The sequence below is a fragment of the Bradyrhizobium acaciae genome (assembly GCF_020889785.1).
GTDB lineage: Bacteria > Pseudomonadota > Alphaproteobacteria > Rhizobiales > Xanthobacteraceae > Bradyrhizobium > Bradyrhizobium acaciae.
On sequence record NZ_JACMYK010000016.1, the window covers coordinates 46,430 to 63,316 of the forward strand.

The following is a 16,887-nucleotide window of genomic DNA, read 5'->3' on the forward strand; positions in this document are numbered from 1 at the left end:
CGTGCGCTGCCGGCTTCCCTTGCGGGCCGGAACGCTTCGCAACTCCCCGTCGGCAATTGTTACGCCTTGTTTCCGGAGAGGGTTAGCACAGGCCGATCGCCCATGGTATGCCACCAAAGTGAAATAGTGCGGCCTTGGTCCGGTCCCCGGCGTGCGCAGCGCAGGAAATTCGGGCATACCGTGTCGCTTCGTCGAGCTTTCCGAATCACGACCTGATGTCCGCCTCGGTCCTCATCTGCACCTGGGAAGAAGCCCGCGAGCGCTCCCGTGCGATTCGCACCAGCGTCTTTGTCGAGGAACAGGGCGTGCCGATGGAACTGGAATGGGACGACATGGACACCTCGAGCTGGCACGCGCTGGCGTTTGCCGACGACGGCGCGCCAGTGGCCACCGGTCGGCTTTTGCCCGACGGTCATATCGGCCGGATGGCGGTGCTCAAGGCGGCCCGCGGCACGGGTATAGGCGCGCGGGTGCTGGATGCGCTGATGGCCAAGGCCGCCGAACTCGGCTATCCCGAACTGATCCTGAACGCGCAGACGCAGGCGGAGCCGTTCTACGCGCGCGTCGGCTTCGCGCGGGTCGGCCTCGAATTCGAGGAGGCCGGCATCCCACACATCGAGATGCGGAAACGCTTGGTCCAAGCGGGGCGCCCGGTTGCGCGCCCCATTCAATGAAGGATGCCCGATGGCAGTTCGCATCGCTACGTGGAACGTCAACTCGGTCCGGCAACGGATCGAACTTCTGGTCGCCTGGCTGAAGGAGTGTTCCCCCGACATCGTCTGCCTGCAGGAGATCAAATGCGTCGACGACGCATTCCCGCGGCTCGAGGTCGAGGCCCTGGGGTATAATGTCGTCACCCACGGTCAGAAGACCTTCAACGGCGTCGCGCTGCTCTCCAAGCTGCCGTTCGACGAGACCAAGTCGGGTCTCGCCGGCGACGACGAGGACGCCCATGCCCGCTTCCTCGAAGGCGTCGTCACGCTGAAACAGGGCGTGGTGCGGGTCGCGTGTCTTTACCTGCCCAATGGCAACCCTGCGAACACCGACAAATATCCCTACAAGCTCAAATGGATGTCGCGGCTTCTTGAGTACACGCGGGAACGGCTCAAGGCCGAGGAGCCGCTGATCCTGGCCGGCGACTTCAACGTCATTCCGGCCGCCCTCGACGTCTACAATCCGGCCGCCTGGGCCGACGATGCGCTGTTTCGCCCCGCGACCCGCGAGGCCTTCCAGTCGCTGCTCGGCCTCGGCCTCACCGATGCGCTGCGCGCGGTCAATGACGAGCCCGGCCAGTACACCTTCTGGGATTATCAGGCCGGTGCCTGGCAGAAGAACTGGGGCCTGCGCATCGACCATCTCTTGATGTCGCCGCAGGCCAGCGACCGGCTGATCGATGTCGGCATCGACAGCTATGTCCGCGCCTGGGAGAAGCCGTCCGACCACGTTCCGGTCTGGGCCGATCTCGATCTCGAGACCGCCTGAGCCTTGCCGGCCAAGCGACCCGCAGGCCCCGGGTATCAGTCCCGGCGACCTCTAAAGCGCGATGAGATGAGGTCGAATCGTCATCGCGCTTTAGCTCTTTGTTTGAGCATGATCTTTTCGGAAAACCGCTTCGCACTTTTCCGGATCATGCTTTAATCGCGGCGGCCCTGCACCCAGTGCTCGAGCATCTGCAACGCCATGGCGCGATCGTCTTCGGACGCCTTGGCGATCGCCCGGTTGTAGCTTTCCTTGATCCAGGCCTCTTCCGGCGTCGCGCTGTCGCGCGCGAGCGTCAGCCACATCAGGCCGCGTGCCCGCTGCGGCGGCAGCCGGTCGCCGTTGAACAGCATCTGGCCAAGCAGCGCCTGCGCCTGATGCTGGCCCTTCTGGGCGGCAAGGCCCAGCCAGCGCGCGCCATAGCGGAAATCGTCCCGCGAGGCGTCCGGTGTCTTCAGGTACAGCCGGGCAAGGTCGTACTGGGCGTCGGCATTGCCGAAATAGGACGCGGCGTAGGAGAACATCTCCCGCGCCCGCTCGGTGTCCGCCTTCACCTTGGAATTGGGAATGCCGCTCAGATAGTAGCGGCCGAGCGCCACGAAGGCGTTGGCCACGATCGAGGCCTGCGGCGCCGACGGCGAGTCCTCGGCATGCGCATTGGCGATCCGGCTGAAATACTCGAAGGCGCGCATGTCATCCTGGATGACGCCGTCGCCCTCGGCGTACATCTTGCCGAGCTTCCACTGCGCCACCGGGTGGCCGCCCTCGGCCTGGTACTGCAGTGTGCTGAAGGAGGAGGTCGGCGCGGTCGCCGTCGGAGCAACCGGCGTCGCGGCCCGCTTCAGTGCCGCGGCTGTGCCGGGCTGCGGAGCGACCACCGGAAGAACGGTATCCTGGGGGCTGACCGGGGCACCGTCGAATCCGAATCCGGGGCCCGCCACCGGAATGGCCCCTAACGCAAACGCAAATATCGCACGCTTAAACGTCCGCATAACACTGTTTCTCGTACGCGCCACCCGGATGGGTGACTGCGCCATCCACCGCCGGCCCCACTTGTTCGGCGTACTTCCACAGCGCACCAGATGTGTGGTTAGTCGCCCGAGGGGCCCATTTGGTCTTACGATTTGCGAGCTCGGCGTCGCTCAATTTTACGTTAAGAATGCCGGCGACCGCATCGATCTCGATGATGTCGCCGTCCTGCAATAACCCGATCGGCCCGCCGACGGCCGCTTCAGGTCCAATATGTCCGATGCAGAAGCCACGGGTGGCGCCGGAGAACCGGCCATCGGTGATCAGGGCGATCTTGCCGCCCATCCCCTGCCCGGTCAGCGCCGCCGTGGTCGCCAGCATCTCCCGCATGCCGGGACCGCCCTTCGGCCCCTCGTAGCGGATCACAATCACTTCGCCTTCCTTGTAGGTGCGCTTCTGCACCGCCTCGAAGGCGTCTTCCTCGCGGTCGAAGCACCGGGCCGGACCGGTGAACTTCAGGTTGGACATTCCCGCGACCTTCACGATCGCACCCTCCGGAGCGAGATTACCCTTCAGCCCGACAACGCCACCTGTCACGGTGATCGGATTGTCGGCGGGCCGCACCACATCCTGGTGCGGATTCCATTTCACGCTTTTGAGGTTTTCGGCGATCGTTCGGCCAGTGACGGTCAGGCAATTCCCGTGCAGGTGGCCATTGTCGAGCAGCGTCTTCATCAGCAGCGGAATGCCACCTACTTCAAACATGTCTTTGGCAACATAACGGCCGCCCGGCTTCAAATCCGCGACGTAAGGAGTCTTTTTGAAGATTTCGGCAACGTCGAACAAATTGAATTTAATGCCGCATTCATGGGCGATCGCCGGCAGGTGCAGCGCAGCATTGGTCGAACCACCTGAGGCTGCAACCACGGCCGCAGCATTTTCAAGGGCTTCCCGGGTGACGATGTCGCGGGGCCGGATGTTTTTCTCGATCAGCTCCATCACCTTCTCGCCGGCGGCGGCGCAGAAGGAGTCGCGGATCTCGTAAGGCGCCGGGGCCCCAGCCGAGTACGGCAGCGCCAGGCCGATCGCCTCGGAGACGGTCGCCATGGTGTTGGCGGTGAACTGGGCGCCGCAGGCACCGGCCGACGGGCACGCCACCCGCTCGATCTCGTCGAGGTCCTCGTCCGACATGGCGCCGACCGAGTGCTTGCCCACCGCCTCGAACATGTCCTGCACGGTCACCGGCTGGCCGCGGAAATTGCCCGGCAGGATCGAGCCGCCATAGATGAAGATCGAGGGAACGTTGAGGCGGACCATCGCCATCATCATGCCCGGCAGCGACTTGTCGCAGCCGGCGAGCCCGACCAAGGCGTCATAGGAGTGGCCGCGGACGGTCAGTTCGACCGAATCGGCGATGCATTCGCGCGACGGCAGCGATGAACGCATGCCGTCATGGCCCATAGCGATGCCGTCGGTCACGGTAATGGTGCAGAACTCGCGCGGCGTGCCGCCGGCCGACGCGACGCCCTTCTTCACCGCCTGCGCCTGGCGCATCAGCGAAATGTTGCACGGGGCCGCTTCATTCCAACATGAAGCAACGCCGACAAAGGGTTGATGAATCTGGGCTGTCGTCAGTCCCATCGCGTAGAGGTAGGAACGATGCGGTGCGCGCTCGGGGCCCTCCGTCACATGACGGCTCGGCAGCCTGCCCTTGATGTTCGTCTTGGCGTCCATCCTGGCGTCCAATCGCGACCCTGTTTCCCGCGCTCTTTTCCTCTGTCAACGCCGGAACCCGAAAAAATGTCCGTCGTCGGAGCGCTGGCTATTCAGCTAGGTGAATATCCTTTCATGTCGGGGTGTGGCCAAAAAGCGGCGCAACCACCAACCGGCTGTGTTTAGGGTCAAATGTTCAAACACAGTTGCGAAAACGCAACAATCGTGGCCGCTGGGCAACCATGTATTACGGGTCCTTATGGAAACCTTACAGTCGCTTGACCAAATAGCCTTTGAGTTGCTGTTATGCGATGGAACTCGTCCAAGTTGTGTATGGGGTTGTCGCCCTCTCTCACGCCGCGCTCTTGACGAGCACAAAGCGCCCCGCGACCGGGCGAGACGGCAAAATCATACACGTGAGTTGCATTTCTGATAAAGCGAAATACCTTGTCGAGAGGATCGCGCTGTCGGGGAAGTCGGTGGCTTGGGCCGCGGAACTCTCTGCCAGCCATGCCGGAGCGCACTTCAATCGGTCAACGTCGCTGTCGGGAAGAATTTGGTTCTAACCTATAATTATTCTGCACTAGACGCTGCCGAAGTAGTAGCGTCGCAACTCCCTCAGTAACAGTCAGGGACACGCCCCCATGTCTGCTCTTCAAGCAAAGCTGGAACGATTTGAGGTCCTCGCCGACGAATGCGAGCTGATCGCTAGCAGGACGCTGGATGGGAGCAACCGCGAACTATACCAGCGGCTGGGCGGGCACTATCGCGAGCTGGCGACCGACATGCGGGCCGTCATCGCGACGATCGACGCTACGGCAGCGTAAGAAAAAGGGCCGCTCCAAACAACAAGCGGCCCAAGTCTAGGGAGGAAACGCCCTCAAGGAGGGCGGCGACAGCGCAAGGCGCTGCCGCACGATCCTGATATGGGTTGAGAGGCGAGCTTCGGGAGCCCAGATTGCGCAAGCCAGGGGCGCGCCGTGTGCGCCTTGAATCTGCGCTTCGCGGCGCATAAATCCCAGCGTGACCCTCGCAATGCGAGCCCGACGACACAGGCCCCGCCTTCGCTCTTTGAGCCGCGACGGACAAATCGCCCCATCCATCCTGCAATTTACGATTTTGCGAGGCGCTTCCGCTTCGCGTTCAGCGCGGATGCAACACGGCTGACCGGCGGGCGGCCGAGCAACCCCGCGACCTCGTTCGTGGTGGCCAGCAACCTGTCCATGTCGATCCCGGTTTTCACGCCCATGCCCTCCAGCATGTAGACGACGTCCTCGGTCGCGACGTTGCCGGTGGCACCGGGCGCATAGGGGCAGCCGCCGAGACCGCCGGCAGCGGAATCGATGACGCGGACGCCCTCCTCCATGCCGGCATAGAGATTGGCGAGCGCCTGGCCGTAGGTGTCGTGGAAGTGCATCGCGAGGTTATCAACCGGAAGCTCGGCGCCGACCGCACGAAGCATCTCCCTGGCCTTGAGCGGCGTGCCGACGCCGATGGTGTCGCCAAGCGAGATTTCGTAGCAGCCGAGATCCCACAGGGTCACGGCGAGGTCGGCGACCGCCTTCGGCTTGATCTCACCGTCGAACGGACACCCCAGGACGCAGGAGATATAGCCGCGCACCTTGACGCCATCGGCCTTGGCACGCGCCAGCACCGGCTTGAAGCGCTCGATCGATTCCGCGACCGAGCAATTGATGTTGGCCCGCGAAAAACCCTCGGAGGCCGCAGCGAACACCGAGACCACCTTGGCGCCGGCCGCGCGGGCGGCGTCATAGCCCTTCTCGTTCGGCACCAGCACATGGAATTCGGCATCCTTGACGTGACTGACACCGCGCAGCACCTGGTCGGAGCTTGCCATCTGCGGGATCGCCTTCGGCGACACGAAGGCGCCGACCTCGACCGTGTTGAGCCCCGCCGCCACCAGCGCCTCGACGAAGGCGATACGCGCCTCGACGCTGACCAGCATCTTCTCGTTCTGGAGGCCGTCGCGCGGCCCCATCTCGACGATGTGGATCTGATCGCTCATGACGCGGCCGCAGGTTCGACTTCGGCTAGCTCGACGCCTTCACCGACGATGTCGCCGACCTTGCATTTGAGCTTCTTCAGCACGCCTGCGTAGGGCGCGCGCAGGGTCTGCTCCATCTTCATCACTTCCAGCGTCAGGATCGGTGCGCCCTTCTCCAGGGTCGCGCCCTCCTCGGCCAGCAGCGCGACCACGGTGCCCGGCAAGGGTGCCACGATCTTGTCCTCGCCGACCTGCTCCTCGCTCTCGCCGCCGAACGGATCGACCCAATGCAGGTCGAAGCGGCCGTTGCGGGTGCGCAAATAGAGTTCGTGGCCCTCGATGACCGAGGCGACGCGCGACTTGAGGCCGTTGAGCGTCAAGTCAAAGCCGTCATCGCCGGACGACGAGATATCAAATCCGAGCTCACGGCCGCCGATCGAGAGCGTGGACGGTCCGTTGCCGTAGTGGAGCGTGATGGTGTGGGCAGTCTCGTGGCCCTGCCGGAACGAAAACACCCGCTGACGGCGGCCGACCGGCATCCAGCCGAACGCCTGCCAGGGCGAGTTCGCCTCGCTCTGCGCAGCCTTCCGCTCATCATTGACGATCGCAGCCACCGCCGCGCACAGCTCGAACTCGCCGGCGGCGCCCGTGCCTGCCGTGAGGTTCTTCAGCTCGCGCTCGATGAAGCCGGTATCTATTGCATTGGCCCGCGTCTGCGGATGCGTCACCAGTGCCGACAGGAACGGGATGTTGGTGACGATGCCGCGGACATCGGTCTGTTCCAGCCCGCGATTGAGCTTCTCGATCGCCCCCTCGCGCGTCGGCGCCCAGGCGATCACCTTGGCGAGCATCGCGTCGTAATACGGAGAGACGTTATCTCCGCTGCGATAGCCGGCGTCGATGCGCAGGCCGTCGCCCTCCTGCGGCGTCCGCCAGGTCTTGATGCGGCCGACCGAGGGCATGAAGTTCTTCTGCGGATTTTCCGCGTAGACGCGCGCCTCGATGGCGTGTCCGTTCAGCTTGATCTCGTCCTGCTTCAGCGGCAGCGCCTCGCCGAACGCGACGCGGAGCTGCCATTCGACGAGATCGACGCCGGTGATGAGCTCGGTGACGGGATGTTCGACCTGCAGGCGGGTATTCATCTCGATGAAGAACACGTCCTTGCCGTCGGAGACGAACTCGATGGTGCCGGCGCCCACATAATTGACCGCCCCGGCGGCTTTTCGCGCGGCTTCGCAGACCGTGTCACGCTGCGCGGCGTTCAGGGTCGGCGACGGCGCCTCCTCGATCACCTTCTGGTGCCGGCGCTGCAGCGTGCATTCGCGCTCCCAGAGCGAGAGCAGATTGCCATGGCTGTCGCCGATGATCTGCACCTCGATGTGGCGCGGGTTCTGTACGTATTTCTCGATCAGCATGCGGTCGTCGCCGAATGCCGCCTTGGCCTCGCGCTTGGCGCTGGTGATCGCGGCCGCAAGGTCTGCCGCTGCATTGACAACGCGCATGCCGCGGCCGCCACCGCCGGCAGATGCCTTGACCAGCACCGGGAAGCCGATTCGGGTCGCAGCCTCCGCCAAGGTCGCCTCGTCCTGGGCCTCGCCGTGATAGCCCGGCACCAGCGGCACGCCGGCCTTCTCCATCAGCGCCTTCGAACCGGATTTCGAGCCCATCGCGGTCATCATCGCCGCGGTCGGGCCGACGAACACCAGACCGGCATCGAGGCAGGCCTGCGCGAACTCGGCATTTTCGGACAGGAAGCCGTAGCCGGGATGCACGGCTTCCGCCCCGGTCTGCTTTGCGGCCGCGATCACGCGCTCGATGTTGAGATAGCTGTCGCGCGCCCGTGCGGGCCCGAGCAATACGGCCTCGTCGGCCAGCGCGACATGCATGGCGTCGCGGTCGGCCTCGGAATAAACCGCGACGGTGCGCAGGCCCATGGCGCGCGCCGAGCGGATGACGCGACAGGCGATCTCGCCGCGGTTGGCGATCAGAAGCGTACGGAAGCGCCGGTAGAGTCTTGAGCGGTCCATGGTCAGATCCTGGGTCACATCCTGAACAGGCCGAATTTCGTCGGCTCGATCGGCGCGTTGGCGGCGGCCGAGAGGCCGAGCCCGAGCACCAGGCGGGTGTCGGCGGGATCGATCACGCCGTCGTCCCAGAGCCGCGCGGTGGCGTAATAAGGATTGCCCTGCTTCTCGTATTGCGCCCGGATCGGCTCGCGGAATTTGTCTTCTTCCTCCGCCGACCAGCTCTCGCCCTTGGCCTCGATGCCGTCGCGCTTGACCTGGCTCAGGACCATCGAGGCTTGCTCGCCGCCCATCACCGAGATGCGCGCGTTCGGCCACAGCCAGAGGAAGCGCGGACTGTAGGCGCGGCCGCACATGCCGTAATTGCCGGCGCCGTAGGAGCCGCCGATCACAACGGTGAATTTCGGCACCCCGGCGGTCGCAACCGCCGTCACCAGCTTGGCGCCGTCGCGGGCGATGCCGCCGGCCTCGTACTTCTTGCCGACCATGAAGCCGGTGATGTTCTGCAGGAACACCAGGGGAATGCCGCGCTGGCAGCACAGCTCGATGAAATGCGCGCCCTTCAGCGAGCTTTCGCTGAACAGGATGCCGTTATTGGCGATGATGCCGACCGGATATCCCCAGATATGGGCGAAGCCGCAGATCAGCGTGGTACCGTAGAGCTTCTTGAACTCGTCGAATTCGGAGCCGTCGACGATCCGCGCGATGATGTCGTGGACGTCGAATGGCTTGCGGCCGTCGGCGGAGACCACGCCGTAGATTTCCTCGGCGGGAAACAGCGGCTCCTGCGGGGGGCGCATGTTGAGCGGTGCCTTCGCCGGCGGCTTCAGCGTGCCGACGATGCGGCGCGCGATCCCGATCGCGTGGGCGTCGTTCTGCGCATAGTGATCGGTCACGCCCGACTGGCGCGAATGGACATCGGCGCCGCCGAGCTCTTCGGCGGTGACGACCTCGCCGGTCGCGGCCTTCACCAGCGGCGGACCGCCGAGGAAGATCGTGCCCTGATTGCGCACGATGATGCTCTCGTCCGACATCGCCGGCACATAGGCGCCGCCCGCCGTGCACGACCCCATCACGATCGCGATCTGCGGGATGCCCTGCGACGACATCTGCGCCTGATTGTAGAAGATGCGGCCGAAATGTCGCTCGTCCGGAAAGATCTCGTCCTGCAACGGCAGGAAGGCGCCGCCGGAATCCACCATGTAGACGCAGGGCAGATTGTTCTGCCGCGCGATGTCCTGGGCGCGCAGATGCTTCTTCACCGTCAGCGGGTAATAGGTGCCGCCCTTGATGGTGGCGTCATTGGCAACGATGATGCATTCGCGGCCCGAGATGCGCCCGACGCCGGTGATGACGCTGGCCGAATGTACGTCACCGCCGTACAGCCCATTGGCGGCCAGCGGCGACAGCTCGAGGAACGCGGTGCCGGGGTCAATCAAGAGATCGACCCGATCACGCGCCAGCATCTTTCCGCGCGAGGTATGCCGCTTGCGCGATGTCTCGCCGCCGCCGCCGGCAACCTGCTTGAGCTTGTCGCGGAGCTCCGCGACCAGGCTGCGCATCACGTCGGCGTTGCGGGCGAATTCTTGGGATGTGGGATCGATCGTCGAATGAAGCGGCATCGGTGTTGCACGTTTCGTTGGAGGACACGGTTGGACGATGAGCGGAGGATTGATCTGTCACCGCCGACGCGGTGACGGCCCCTCACCCCGCCCCGCTCCCTGCGAAGAGCGGGGCTAGGGAGAAGAAACTACGCCGTCTTGGCGAACAGCTCGCGGCCGATCAGCATGCGGCGGATCTCGCTGGTGCCGGCGCCGATCTCGTAGAGTTTTGCATCGCGCAGCAGGCGGCCGGTCGGATAATCGTTGATGTAGCCGTTGCCGCCCAGGAGCTGGATCGCATCCAGCGCGCATTGGGTGGCCTTCTCCGCGGCATAGAGAATGGCGCCGGCGGCGTCCTCACGCGTGGTCTCGCCGCGATCGCAGGCTTTCGCCACCGCGTAGACATAGGCACGCGAGGCGCTCATCGTGGTGTACATGTCGGCGATCTTGCCCTGCACCAGTTGGAACGAGCCGATCGGCTCACCGAACTGCTTGCGCTCGTGGACATAGGGCAGCACGACGTCCATGCAGGCCTGCATGATGCCGATCGGCCCCGCCGCCAGCACCGCGCGCTCATAGTCGAGACCGGACATCAAGACGTTGACGCCGCGGCCGACTTCATTGAGCACGTTCTCCTCGGGCACCTCGCAATCCTCGAACACCAGCTCGCAGGTGTCGGAACCGCGCATGCCGAGCTTGTCGAGCTTCTGCGCGGTCGAAAATCCCTTCATGCCCTTTTCGATGATGAAGGCGGTCATGCCGCGCGGACCGGCGTTCGGATCGGTCTTGGCGTAAACCACCAGCGTCTCGGCGTGCGGGCCATTGGTGATCCACATCTTGTTGCCGTTGAGCACGAAGCGGTCGCCCTTCTTCTCGGCACGGGTCTTCATCGACACCACGTCCGAGCCGGCGCCGGGCTCCGACATCGCAAGCGACCCAACATGCTCGCCGGAGATCAGCTTGGGCAGATATTTGCGCTTCTGCGCCTCGTTGCCGTTGCGGCGGATCTGGTTGACGCAAAGATTGGAATGGGCGCCGTAAGCCAGCCCGACCGAGGCCGACGCCCGCGAAATCTCCTCCACCGCAATGCAGTGCTCGAGATAGCCGAGGCCCGAGCCGCCATACTCCTCCTCGACCGTGATGCCGTGCAGGCCAAGCGCGCCGATCTTGGGCCAGAGGTCGCGCGGGAAAGTATTGGAGCGATCGATCTCGGCGGCGCGCGGCGCGATCTCGTTGGTCGAGAAATCATGCACCGTTTCGCGGATCGCATCCGCGGTCTCGCCAAGGTCGAAATTGAAGATTGCCGCCCGGTTCGAGGCCATGATCCCTCCCTTGAGATTCATCTTGCAATTAAACGATCATACGTTTTTTTCTTGGCTTCGCAAGCAACCGTGCTATGGTTTGGCAATGAAATCCGCAGTTCATTGAATCTGCTGGGATTTCATGCAATAAACATACGGTCGTTCGCTTGTTTCCTGGTTCTCCCTGACAAGCCAGCACCCTCCGAGGCCCCGATGGCACGCACGATCGGCTCACATGGCCCCACGACGCTGGAGGCGATCCGCAAGGCCGGCGTGCGCCTGATCTTCGAGCGCGGCTACGAGGCCATGAGCCTGCGTCAGCTCGCCGCCGAAGTCGGCATCCAGGCAGGCTCACTGTACAACCATATCTCAACCAAGCAGGATCTGCTGTTCGATCTGGTGCAGGACCATATCAACGATTTGCTGCGCGAGCTTGATCTCGCACTCGAGGGCAAGGCCGATCCGGTGGAGAAGCTGCGCGCCTTCGTGGCCTTCCACGTCAGCTATCACATGACCCGCAAGCGCGAGGTCTTCATCGCCAATTCCGAACTGCGCAGCCTCGAAGCGAAGAACTACGACGCCGTGGTGGCGCTGCGGGGCGCCTATGAACGGCGACTGGCGGAGATCCTCACCGAGGGCGTAACTGAAGGCGTGTTCGAGGTGGTCGACATCCAGGTCGCGACCTTTGCGATCATCTCGCTGCTCACCGGGCTCTGCACCTGGTACCGTCCGGGCGGCCGCCTGACCCGGGATGCCATCATCGCGGCGCACGAGAAGCTGGTGCTGTCGGGGGTCGCGCCGCAGGCCGCGATCCGTCAACGCCGCAGCGGCAGCGAAAGTCCGCAGACCGCCGTGGCGGGTTCGCAACCGTGACCGAGCGCCCACAGCTCGATGACATCGACCTGCGGATCCTGGCCGAATTGCAGAGGGACGGCCGGATCAGGATCAACGAGCTCGCCGAGCGGGTCGGCATCACAGCCCCGCCCTGCCTGCGCCGGGTCCGTGCCCTGCGCAGCCGCGGCGTGGTGCAGGCGATCCGCGCCACGCTCGACGAGCGGCTGCTGGGCTATGAGGTGACGACCTTCGTCCTGATCCAGCTCGACAGCCAGACCCTGGTGGCGATCGAGGCGTTCGAGGCCGCGGTGGCGGCCGTGCCGCGCTTCCTGCAATGCTGGCGGATCTCGGGCGATGCCGATTTCATGCTGAGATGCGTCGCGCCCAGCGTCGACGACATGCGCCAGCAGCTGCTGCAATTCGCTGGGCTGCCCAATGTGCGTAAAATTCGAAGCTTTCCGGTGCTCGGCGTTTCAAAGGATGCGCCGCTGCCGATCCCGGGCGCCCTCGCCGGCAGCCCTGCGAGCTGATTTGCCGGCCCTAATGCGTCCAGGGCTCCCAGCGGCGGAACGCAAAATTGTCGGCATAGGCGACCTGGCGGTGCGCCGAATCCTTCGGCTCGATCACCTGGTAGGCGATGCCCTTGCGCTCGCAATAGGCCGTCGCCTCCTCCTTGGTGTCGAAATGCAGCGTGAGCTGCTGCTTCATGTCGGTCGACGAGGTCCAGCCCATCAAGGGCTCCACGGTGCGCGGCTGCTCCGGCTCGTAGTCCAGTTGCCACTCTTTCGTCTTGGCACGTCCCGATTGCATCGCGTTTTTGGCGGGCTTAAAAATGCGTGCGGTCATGGATGGTCGGCCCCGTGGGATATGCGACATGGAAGCGCTAGACTTGGAAGCGATTTGAAGGAAACTGCCGGGATAGTATAGAGACACCGTTCAACGAACTGATCGGTGATTCCTCGATCTCGGAGGTAGCCTTCGCCGGACCGGTATAGTCATTCTACCGCGCTGTGACAATCTGGCCCCGGGGAGGCTTCTGGAGTCCCTTGGGCCCGCGGCCAGATTGTCACAGCACGGTCTTCTCGACAGCATCATCTCGAGGAAACGTCGCCCCATGGAAATCCACGCTACTTTGCCCGAAAAAGGACGTGACCTCCGGCTCGATCTGTTTCGCGGGATCGCCAACTGGTACATCTATCTAGATCACATCCCCGACAATGTCGTGAACTGGGTCACCACGCGGAATTACGGGTTCAGCGACGCCGCCGACCTGTTCGTCTTCATCTCCGGCTATACCGCCTCCTTCGTCTATGCCCGCATGATGCTCGAGCGTGGCTTCATCGTGGGCGCGACGCGGCTGACCAAGCGGGTCTGGCAGCTCTACGTCGCCCACATCATCCTGTTCGTGATCTACATCGCCTCGATCAGCTATCTGGCGCTGCGCTTCGGCGATTCGGAGATCATCAACGAGTTCAACGTCGCCGGCCTCGTCGACAACGCCACCGAGACGCTGCGCCAAGGCCTGTTCCTGAAGTTCAAGCCGGTCAATCTCGACGTGCTGCCGCTTTACATCGTGCTGATGGGCCTGTTCCCGCCGGTGCTGTGGATCACGCTGCGACAGCCGAACTGGACCATGGCGGCCTCGATCTTGCTCTGGCTGGTGTCGCGACAGATGGGCTGGAACCTGCCGGCCTATCCGGCCGGAAGTTGGTACTTCAACCCGTTCTGCTGGCAGGTGCTGTTCGTGTTCGGCTCCTGGTGCGCGCTCGGCGGTGCACGCAAGAACATGCACATCATCAATTCGCCCTACACGCTCTGGTTCTGCATCGCCTATATGATCTTCGCGCTGATCATGACGATGGCCGGACGCTTCCCGGAGTTCGGTGCGCAATTGCCGGATTGGCTCTATTCGGCCTTCAACCCGAACGACAAGACCAATCTCGCGCCTTACCGCTTCATCCATTTCGTGGTGATCGTGATCCTGACGATCCGCTTCATCCCGAAGGATTGGCCGGCGCTGGAGTGGAAGATCTTCGATCCGATGATCGTCTGCGGCCAGCAATCGCTCGCGGTGTTCTGCGTCGGCGTGTTCCTGTCCTTTGTCGGACATTTCGAGCTCTCGATGAGCTCGGGCTCGCTGTTCGCGCAGATCTTCGTCAGTATCTCCGGCATCGCGATCATGACGATCGTGGCCTATTACATCTCGTGGTCGAAGCGGCAGGACAAGCCGATCAAGCCGCCGGCGCCGAAACCCGCGGCACCGGCGAAGGCGGTCTGACCCGAACTATCTGAGCATGGCCTTCCGGGCCACGCTCTAGCTGCCGCCGCGGCTGCCGTCCTGCGTGGTCGAGGAGACAATGGTGGCGACGTCGCCGAACGTCGTCATCACGGGCGTCACGACCTTGTGCATAGCGGTTTTCGTCACCAGCGTGTCGTGCATCACGAGATTGTCGATCCCTGTCGTGAGGAAGCAGCTCACCGCATCCTGCGGCGTCTCGATGATCGGCTCGCCCTTGACGTTGAACGAGGTGTTGATCAGCACCGGCACGCCGGTGAGCGCCTCGAACTCCTTCAGCAGGCGATAGAGCATCGGGTTGGTCTCTTCCCGCACGCTCTGCACCCGTGCCGAGCCGTCGACATGCACGATCGCCGGGATCTTGTCCCGCCACTCCGGCCGCACCGGCTTTGCGATCAGCATGTAGGGCGAGTCCTCCTCGCCCTCGAAGATCTCCTTCATGCGCTCGGCCAGCACGATCGGCGCGAACGGGCGGAAGGCCTGGCGGTGCTTGACCCGGCTATTGAGGATGTCCTTCATCTCGGCCTTGCGCGGATCGGCGATCAGGCTGCGATTGCCGAGCGCGCGCGGACCGAATTCGGAACGGTCCTGAAACCAGCCGATCACGCGCTGGTCGGCGAGCAGTTTTGCGGTATCGCGGCAGATGTTGTCGCTCCGCCTGGCGTCGACCTGGATACGGACCAGGAAGTTCTGCAGCGCAGCTGCCACGTCGGCGTCGCTGTAGCGCCTGCCGACATAAGCATGCTCCATCACGAAAGAGCGCCGCTGCTTCAGGATCTCGAGCCAGCCGTAATAGGCGCAGCCGATGGCGATGCCGTCGTCGCCGGCGGCGGGCTGGATCCAGACGTTCTCGAAACCGGCCTCGCGCGCGATGCGGCCGTTGGCGACGCAGTTCAGCGCAACGCCGCCGGCGATGCAGAGGTTCTTCGCACCAGTGGTCTCGCGCAGCCAGCGCGCCCGCGCCAGCAGCACATTCTCGGTGTCGTCCTGGACTCGCCAGGCGATGTCCTCCCAGTGCCGCATCGTCGGGCTCTTGTCCCAGCTGCCGCTGTCGAGCACGAAGGGCTGCCGGTTCTCCTCGCCCCAGAACGGCACGTGCAGCGTGCCGTCCTTCATCTCGAGGAGATGGCCGACTTGCTCGCGGCGGCCATAGGGCGCGAGCCCCATCAGCTCGCCGCACTTGTTCCAGTCGCCGAACACATAGGTCGAAACCCGGCTGTACAGCGCCCCGAGACCCGGCATGTTGTAGAACTCGTCCGACAACAGCCCGCGCGCCGGCTCCATGAAGACCTTCTTCAGGCATTCCAGCCTGGTGTCGTCGAACCTGTAGTAGCTCTCGGACTCGCGGGCGAGCGGCGATGCACAATCCTGCGGATAGGACTCCATCGCATCGGCCTGATAATTGCCGACACCGTCGACGATCATCACGACGCCGTCCTTGAACGGCGACACCGCGAACGCGCTGTAGGCATGCGCGAGGTGATGCGAGATCGACACCACCTTGTCGGATTTCGAGCGAAACAGCGGATGCTTGATCGCCTCGTTGCGCTCGGCGATCGGCAGGAAGCCCGGCATGTCCTGATGGAGCATCCGCTCCTCCATCTCGGGCACCGGCAGGATGTAGCTGTTGCGTACCACGAGAGCGACGTCGTCGAGCGTGATGCCCTCGGCCGACAGGCAGTAGTCGATGACTTCCTTGTAGAAGCCCGAGGCGTGCTTCTCGCGGGTGATGCGCTCCTTGGAGATCGCGTAGGCGATCGCACCGTCACGCAGCAGGCAGGCGCTCACGTCATGGTCGTAGACGTTGAGACCAAGGACGTAGGTGTGTTGTTTCGGCATGGGCACTCATCAGGGAGGATACTGAGACGCTCAGAGAACAGGATCGTGTCGACTTCAAGTTATCGACGGCATTTTCCGCGGTTCGCAATCTCTGCTTCTGCGATGCACAAATCAAATCGGCGCCAAGTCAGCGCCAGATCTGCGCAATGCAAGATGAACAGAATGAACGGCGGATGAACGACAAGATGAGCGTAGCAACCACATGATCCGTTGCAGGCGGGACTGTAACTTGACCTGACCTGCTGCCCTCAATAGAGTCGTTAAAACTCGCAAGAACCTTAGTGAAAAGATTGTCTTAGCACGCTCGAACCGGATAGCGGTATCGCGCGTCTAAGCGAGACAGCCAGCATCAGTTCAGATGTCTGGAAGTGACTGGAGATCTTCAGAATGACTAAACGCTACAATATCCTGACTCGTTGCCTTGCAGCAGTCGCTTTGTTGTTCGTCTATGTCGCAAGCACCTCTGCCATCCTGGTCGGCGCCACCACGTCTTCCGCGCAAGCGCAATGGCGCGGACGCGGTTATGGCTGGGGTCGCGGCCGCGGATGGGGCTATGGTCGCGGATATTATGGCCGTGGCTATGGCTACTACGGCGGCTACGTCGGTCCCCGCTGCTGGTGGACCCCGCGTGGTGTTCGCGTCTGCCGGTACTAACAACCGCATAAGCGATATTGCCGACACAAGCGATATTGAAGACATAAATCAGGTGCGTCGGTTCCGGCGCACCTGATCTTCTTTTGGGGCTTGATTCACCCGCTGGCGCTTGGCTCGCCTGCGGCACGCAAGAAAGAGCCCCGGGAGACGCCGGGGCTCTAGTCACGGGAGA

General features: G+C 63.5%; 15 protein-coding genes. 7 read left to right on the forward strand and 8 right to left on the reverse strand.

All coding sequences use genetic code 11. The features are described from left to right. The first annotated feature begins 215 nt into the window (after window positions 1–215). Together H8A92_RS09980 and xth are read left to right on the forward strand one after the other, a co-directional pair. Entirely contained in the window at window positions 216–674 is a 459-nt protein-coding gene (locus H8A92_RS09980) for a GNAT family N-acetyltransferase (RefSeq protein ID WP_229195648.1), read from the forward strand. Window positions 675–684: 10 nt separating this feature from the next. Beyond that, on the forward strand, window positions 685–1,482 hold the full coding sequence (gene xth / locus H8A92_RS09985; protein ID WP_229195649.1) for an exodeoxyribonuclease III: 798 nt from the start codon (window positions 685–687) through the stop codon (window positions 1,480–1,482). Between the two features lie 152 nt (window positions 1,483–1,634). Here the strand turns inward: xth and H8A92_RS09990 are convergent, their stop codons facing one another. After that, entirely contained in the window at window positions 1,635–2,471 is an 837-nt protein-coding gene (locus tag H8A92_RS09990; RefSeq protein ID WP_163162191.1) for a tetratricopeptide repeat protein, read from the reverse strand. Further along, the gene (ilvD, locus tag H8A92_RS09995; protein ID WP_229195650.1) at window positions 2,458–4,182 is read right to left on the reverse strand and encodes a dihydroxy-acid dehydratase; all 1,725 of its coding nucleotides are present in this window, start codon (window positions 4,180–4,182) and stop codon (window positions 2,458–2,460) included. Before ilvD ends, H8A92_RS09990 begins: the two co-directional genes overlap by 14 nt. A 623-nt stretch (window positions 4,183–4,805) precedes the next feature. On the opposite strand from ilvD, the gene H8A92_RS10000 reads away from it, so the two are divergent. Further along, on the forward strand, window positions 4,806–4,988 hold the full coding sequence (locus H8A92_RS10000) for a hypothetical protein (RefSeq protein WP_229184160.1): 183 nt from the start codon (window positions 4,806–4,808) through the stop codon (window positions 4,986–4,988). A 284-nt stretch (window positions 4,989–5,272) separates the two neighbouring features. Here the strand turns inward: H8A92_RS10000 and H8A92_RS10005 are convergent, their stop codons facing one another. The 4 genes from H8A92_RS10005 to H8A92_RS10020 all read right to left on the reverse strand — a co-directional run bounded on the left by H8A92_RS10005 (window position 5,273) and on the right by H8A92_RS10020 (window position 11,113). Next, a complete protein-coding gene (locus tag H8A92_RS10005) occupies window positions 5,273–6,187 on the reverse strand; it encodes a hydroxymethylglutaryl-CoA lyase (RefSeq protein ID WP_229195651.1) in 915 nt (304 codons plus the stop codon). Continuing rightward, window positions 6,184–8,193, reverse strand: a complete 2,010-nt coding sequence (locus H8A92_RS10010) for an acetyl/propionyl/methylcrotonyl-CoA carboxylase subunit alpha (protein ID WP_229195652.1) — start codon at window positions 8,191–8,193, stop codon at window positions 6,184–6,186. The genes H8A92_RS10005 and H8A92_RS10010 overlap by 4 nt, the downstream gene beginning before the upstream one ends. 14 nt (window positions 8,194–8,207) lie before the next feature. Then, entirely contained in the window at window positions 8,208–9,812 is a 1,605-nt protein-coding gene (locus H8A92_RS10015) for a carboxyl transferase domain-containing protein (RefSeq protein ID WP_163159755.1), read from the reverse strand. A gap of 128 nt (window positions 9,813–9,940) precedes the next feature. Further along, on the reverse strand, window positions 9,941–11,113 hold the full coding sequence (locus H8A92_RS10020) for an isovaleryl-CoA dehydrogenase (RefSeq protein WP_229195653.1): 1,173 nt from the start codon (window positions 11,111–11,113) through the stop codon (window positions 9,941–9,943). Between the two features lie 192 nt (window positions 11,114–11,305). On the opposite strand from H8A92_RS10020, the gene H8A92_RS10025 reads away from it, so the two are divergent. Then, window positions 11,306–11,965, forward strand: coding sequence for a TetR/AcrR family transcriptional regulator (locus H8A92_RS10025; RefSeq protein ID WP_229195654.1), 660 nt, complete (start codon window positions 11,306–11,308; stop codon window positions 11,963–11,965). Beyond that, window positions 11,962–12,456, forward strand: a complete 495-nt coding sequence (locus H8A92_RS10030; protein ID WP_229195655.1) for an Lrp/AsnC family transcriptional regulator — start codon at window positions 11,962–11,964, stop codon at window positions 12,454–12,456. The genes H8A92_RS10025 and H8A92_RS10030 overlap by 4 nt, the downstream gene beginning before the upstream one ends. Window positions 12,457–12,466: 10 nt before the next feature. On the opposite strand, the gene H8A92_RS10035 is transcribed toward H8A92_RS10030, so the two are convergent. Next, entirely contained in the window at window positions 12,467–12,772 is a 306-nt protein-coding gene (locus tag H8A92_RS10035) for an ETC complex I subunit (RefSeq protein WP_229195656.1), read from the reverse strand. 268 nt (window positions 12,773–13,040) lie between these two features. Here H8A92_RS10035 and H8A92_RS10040 point away from each other — a divergent pair, with 268 nt between their 5' ends. Next, window positions 13,041–14,204: an OpgC domain-containing protein gene (locus H8A92_RS10040; RefSeq protein WP_229195657.1), complete on the forward strand. Its 1,164-nt coding sequence runs from the start codon at window positions 13,041–13,043 to the stop codon at window positions 14,202–14,204. A 36-nt stretch (window positions 14,205–14,240) separates the two neighbouring features. Here the strand turns inward: H8A92_RS10040 and H8A92_RS10045 are convergent, their stop codons facing one another. Then, window positions 14,241–16,061 (reverse strand): carbamoyltransferase family protein, encoded by a 1,821-nt coding sequence (locus H8A92_RS10045; protein WP_229195658.1) that lies wholly within the window; start codon window positions 16,059–16,061, stop codon window positions 14,241–14,243. A gap of 387 nt (window positions 16,062–16,448) precedes the next feature. Between H8A92_RS10045 and H8A92_RS10050 the strand changes: the two genes are divergently transcribed. Next, window positions 16,449–16,715, forward strand: a complete 267-nt coding sequence (locus H8A92_RS10050; RefSeq protein ID WP_163159762.1) for a hypothetical protein — start codon at window positions 16,449–16,451, stop codon at window positions 16,713–16,715. Window positions 16,716–16,887: the final 172 nt, after the last annotated feature.

Excerpts from the sequence above, each read along its gene's own strand:
- xth (WP_229195649.1), top strand. The coding sequence starts at position 685 with ATGGCAGTTCGCATCGCTACGTGGAACGTCAACTCGGTCCGGCAACGG.
- H8A92_RS10005 (WP_229195651.1), bottom strand. The coding sequence starts at position 6,187 with ATGAGCGATCAGATCCACATCGTCGAGATGGGGCCGCGCGACGGCCTC.
- H8A92_RS10025 (WP_229195654.1), top strand. The coding sequence starts at position 11,306 with ATGGCACGCACGATCGGCTCACATGGCCCCACGACGCTGGAGGCGATC.
- H8A92_RS10045 (WP_229195658.1), bottom strand. The coding sequence starts at position 16,061 with ATGCCGAAACAACACACCTACGTCCTTGGTCTCAACGTCTACGACCAT.
- H8A92_RS10015 (WP_163159755.1), bottom strand. The coding sequence starts at position 9,812 with ATGCCGCTTCATTCGACGATCGATCCCACATCCCAAGAATTCGCCCGC.
- H8A92_RS10040 (WP_229195657.1), top strand. The coding sequence starts at position 13,041 with ATGGAAATCCACGCTACTTTGCCCGAAAAAGGACGTGACCTCCGGCTC.
- H8A92_RS10020 (WP_229195653.1), bottom strand. The coding sequence starts at position 11,113 with ATGGCCTCGAACCGGGCGGCAATCTTCAATTTCGACCTTGGCGAGACC.
- H8A92_RS09980 (WP_229195648.1), top strand. The coding sequence starts at position 216 with ATGTCCGCCTCGGTCCTCATCTGCACCTGGGAAGAAGCCCGCGAGCGC.
- H8A92_RS10000 (WP_229184160.1), top strand. The coding sequence starts at position 4,806 with ATGTCTGCTCTTCAAGCAAAGCTGGAACGATTTGAGGTCCTCGCCGAC.
- H8A92_RS09990 (WP_163162191.1), bottom strand. The coding sequence starts at position 2,471 with ATGCGGACGTTTAAGCGTGCGATATTTGCGTTTGCGTTAGGGGCCATT.
- ilvD (WP_229195650.1), bottom strand. The coding sequence starts at position 4,182 with ATGGACGCCAAGACGAACATCAAGGGCAGGCTGCCGAGCCGTCATGTG.
- H8A92_RS10050 (WP_163159762.1), top strand. The coding sequence starts at position 16,449 with ATGACTAAACGCTACAATATCCTGACTCGTTGCCTTGCAGCAGTCGCT.
- H8A92_RS10010 (WP_229195652.1), bottom strand. The coding sequence starts at position 8,193 with ATGGACCGCTCAAGACTCTACCGGCGCTTCCGTACGCTTCTGATCGCC.
- H8A92_RS10035 (WP_229195656.1), bottom strand. The coding sequence starts at position 12,772 with ATGACCGCACGCATTTTTAAGCCCGCCAAAAACGCGATGCAATCGGGA.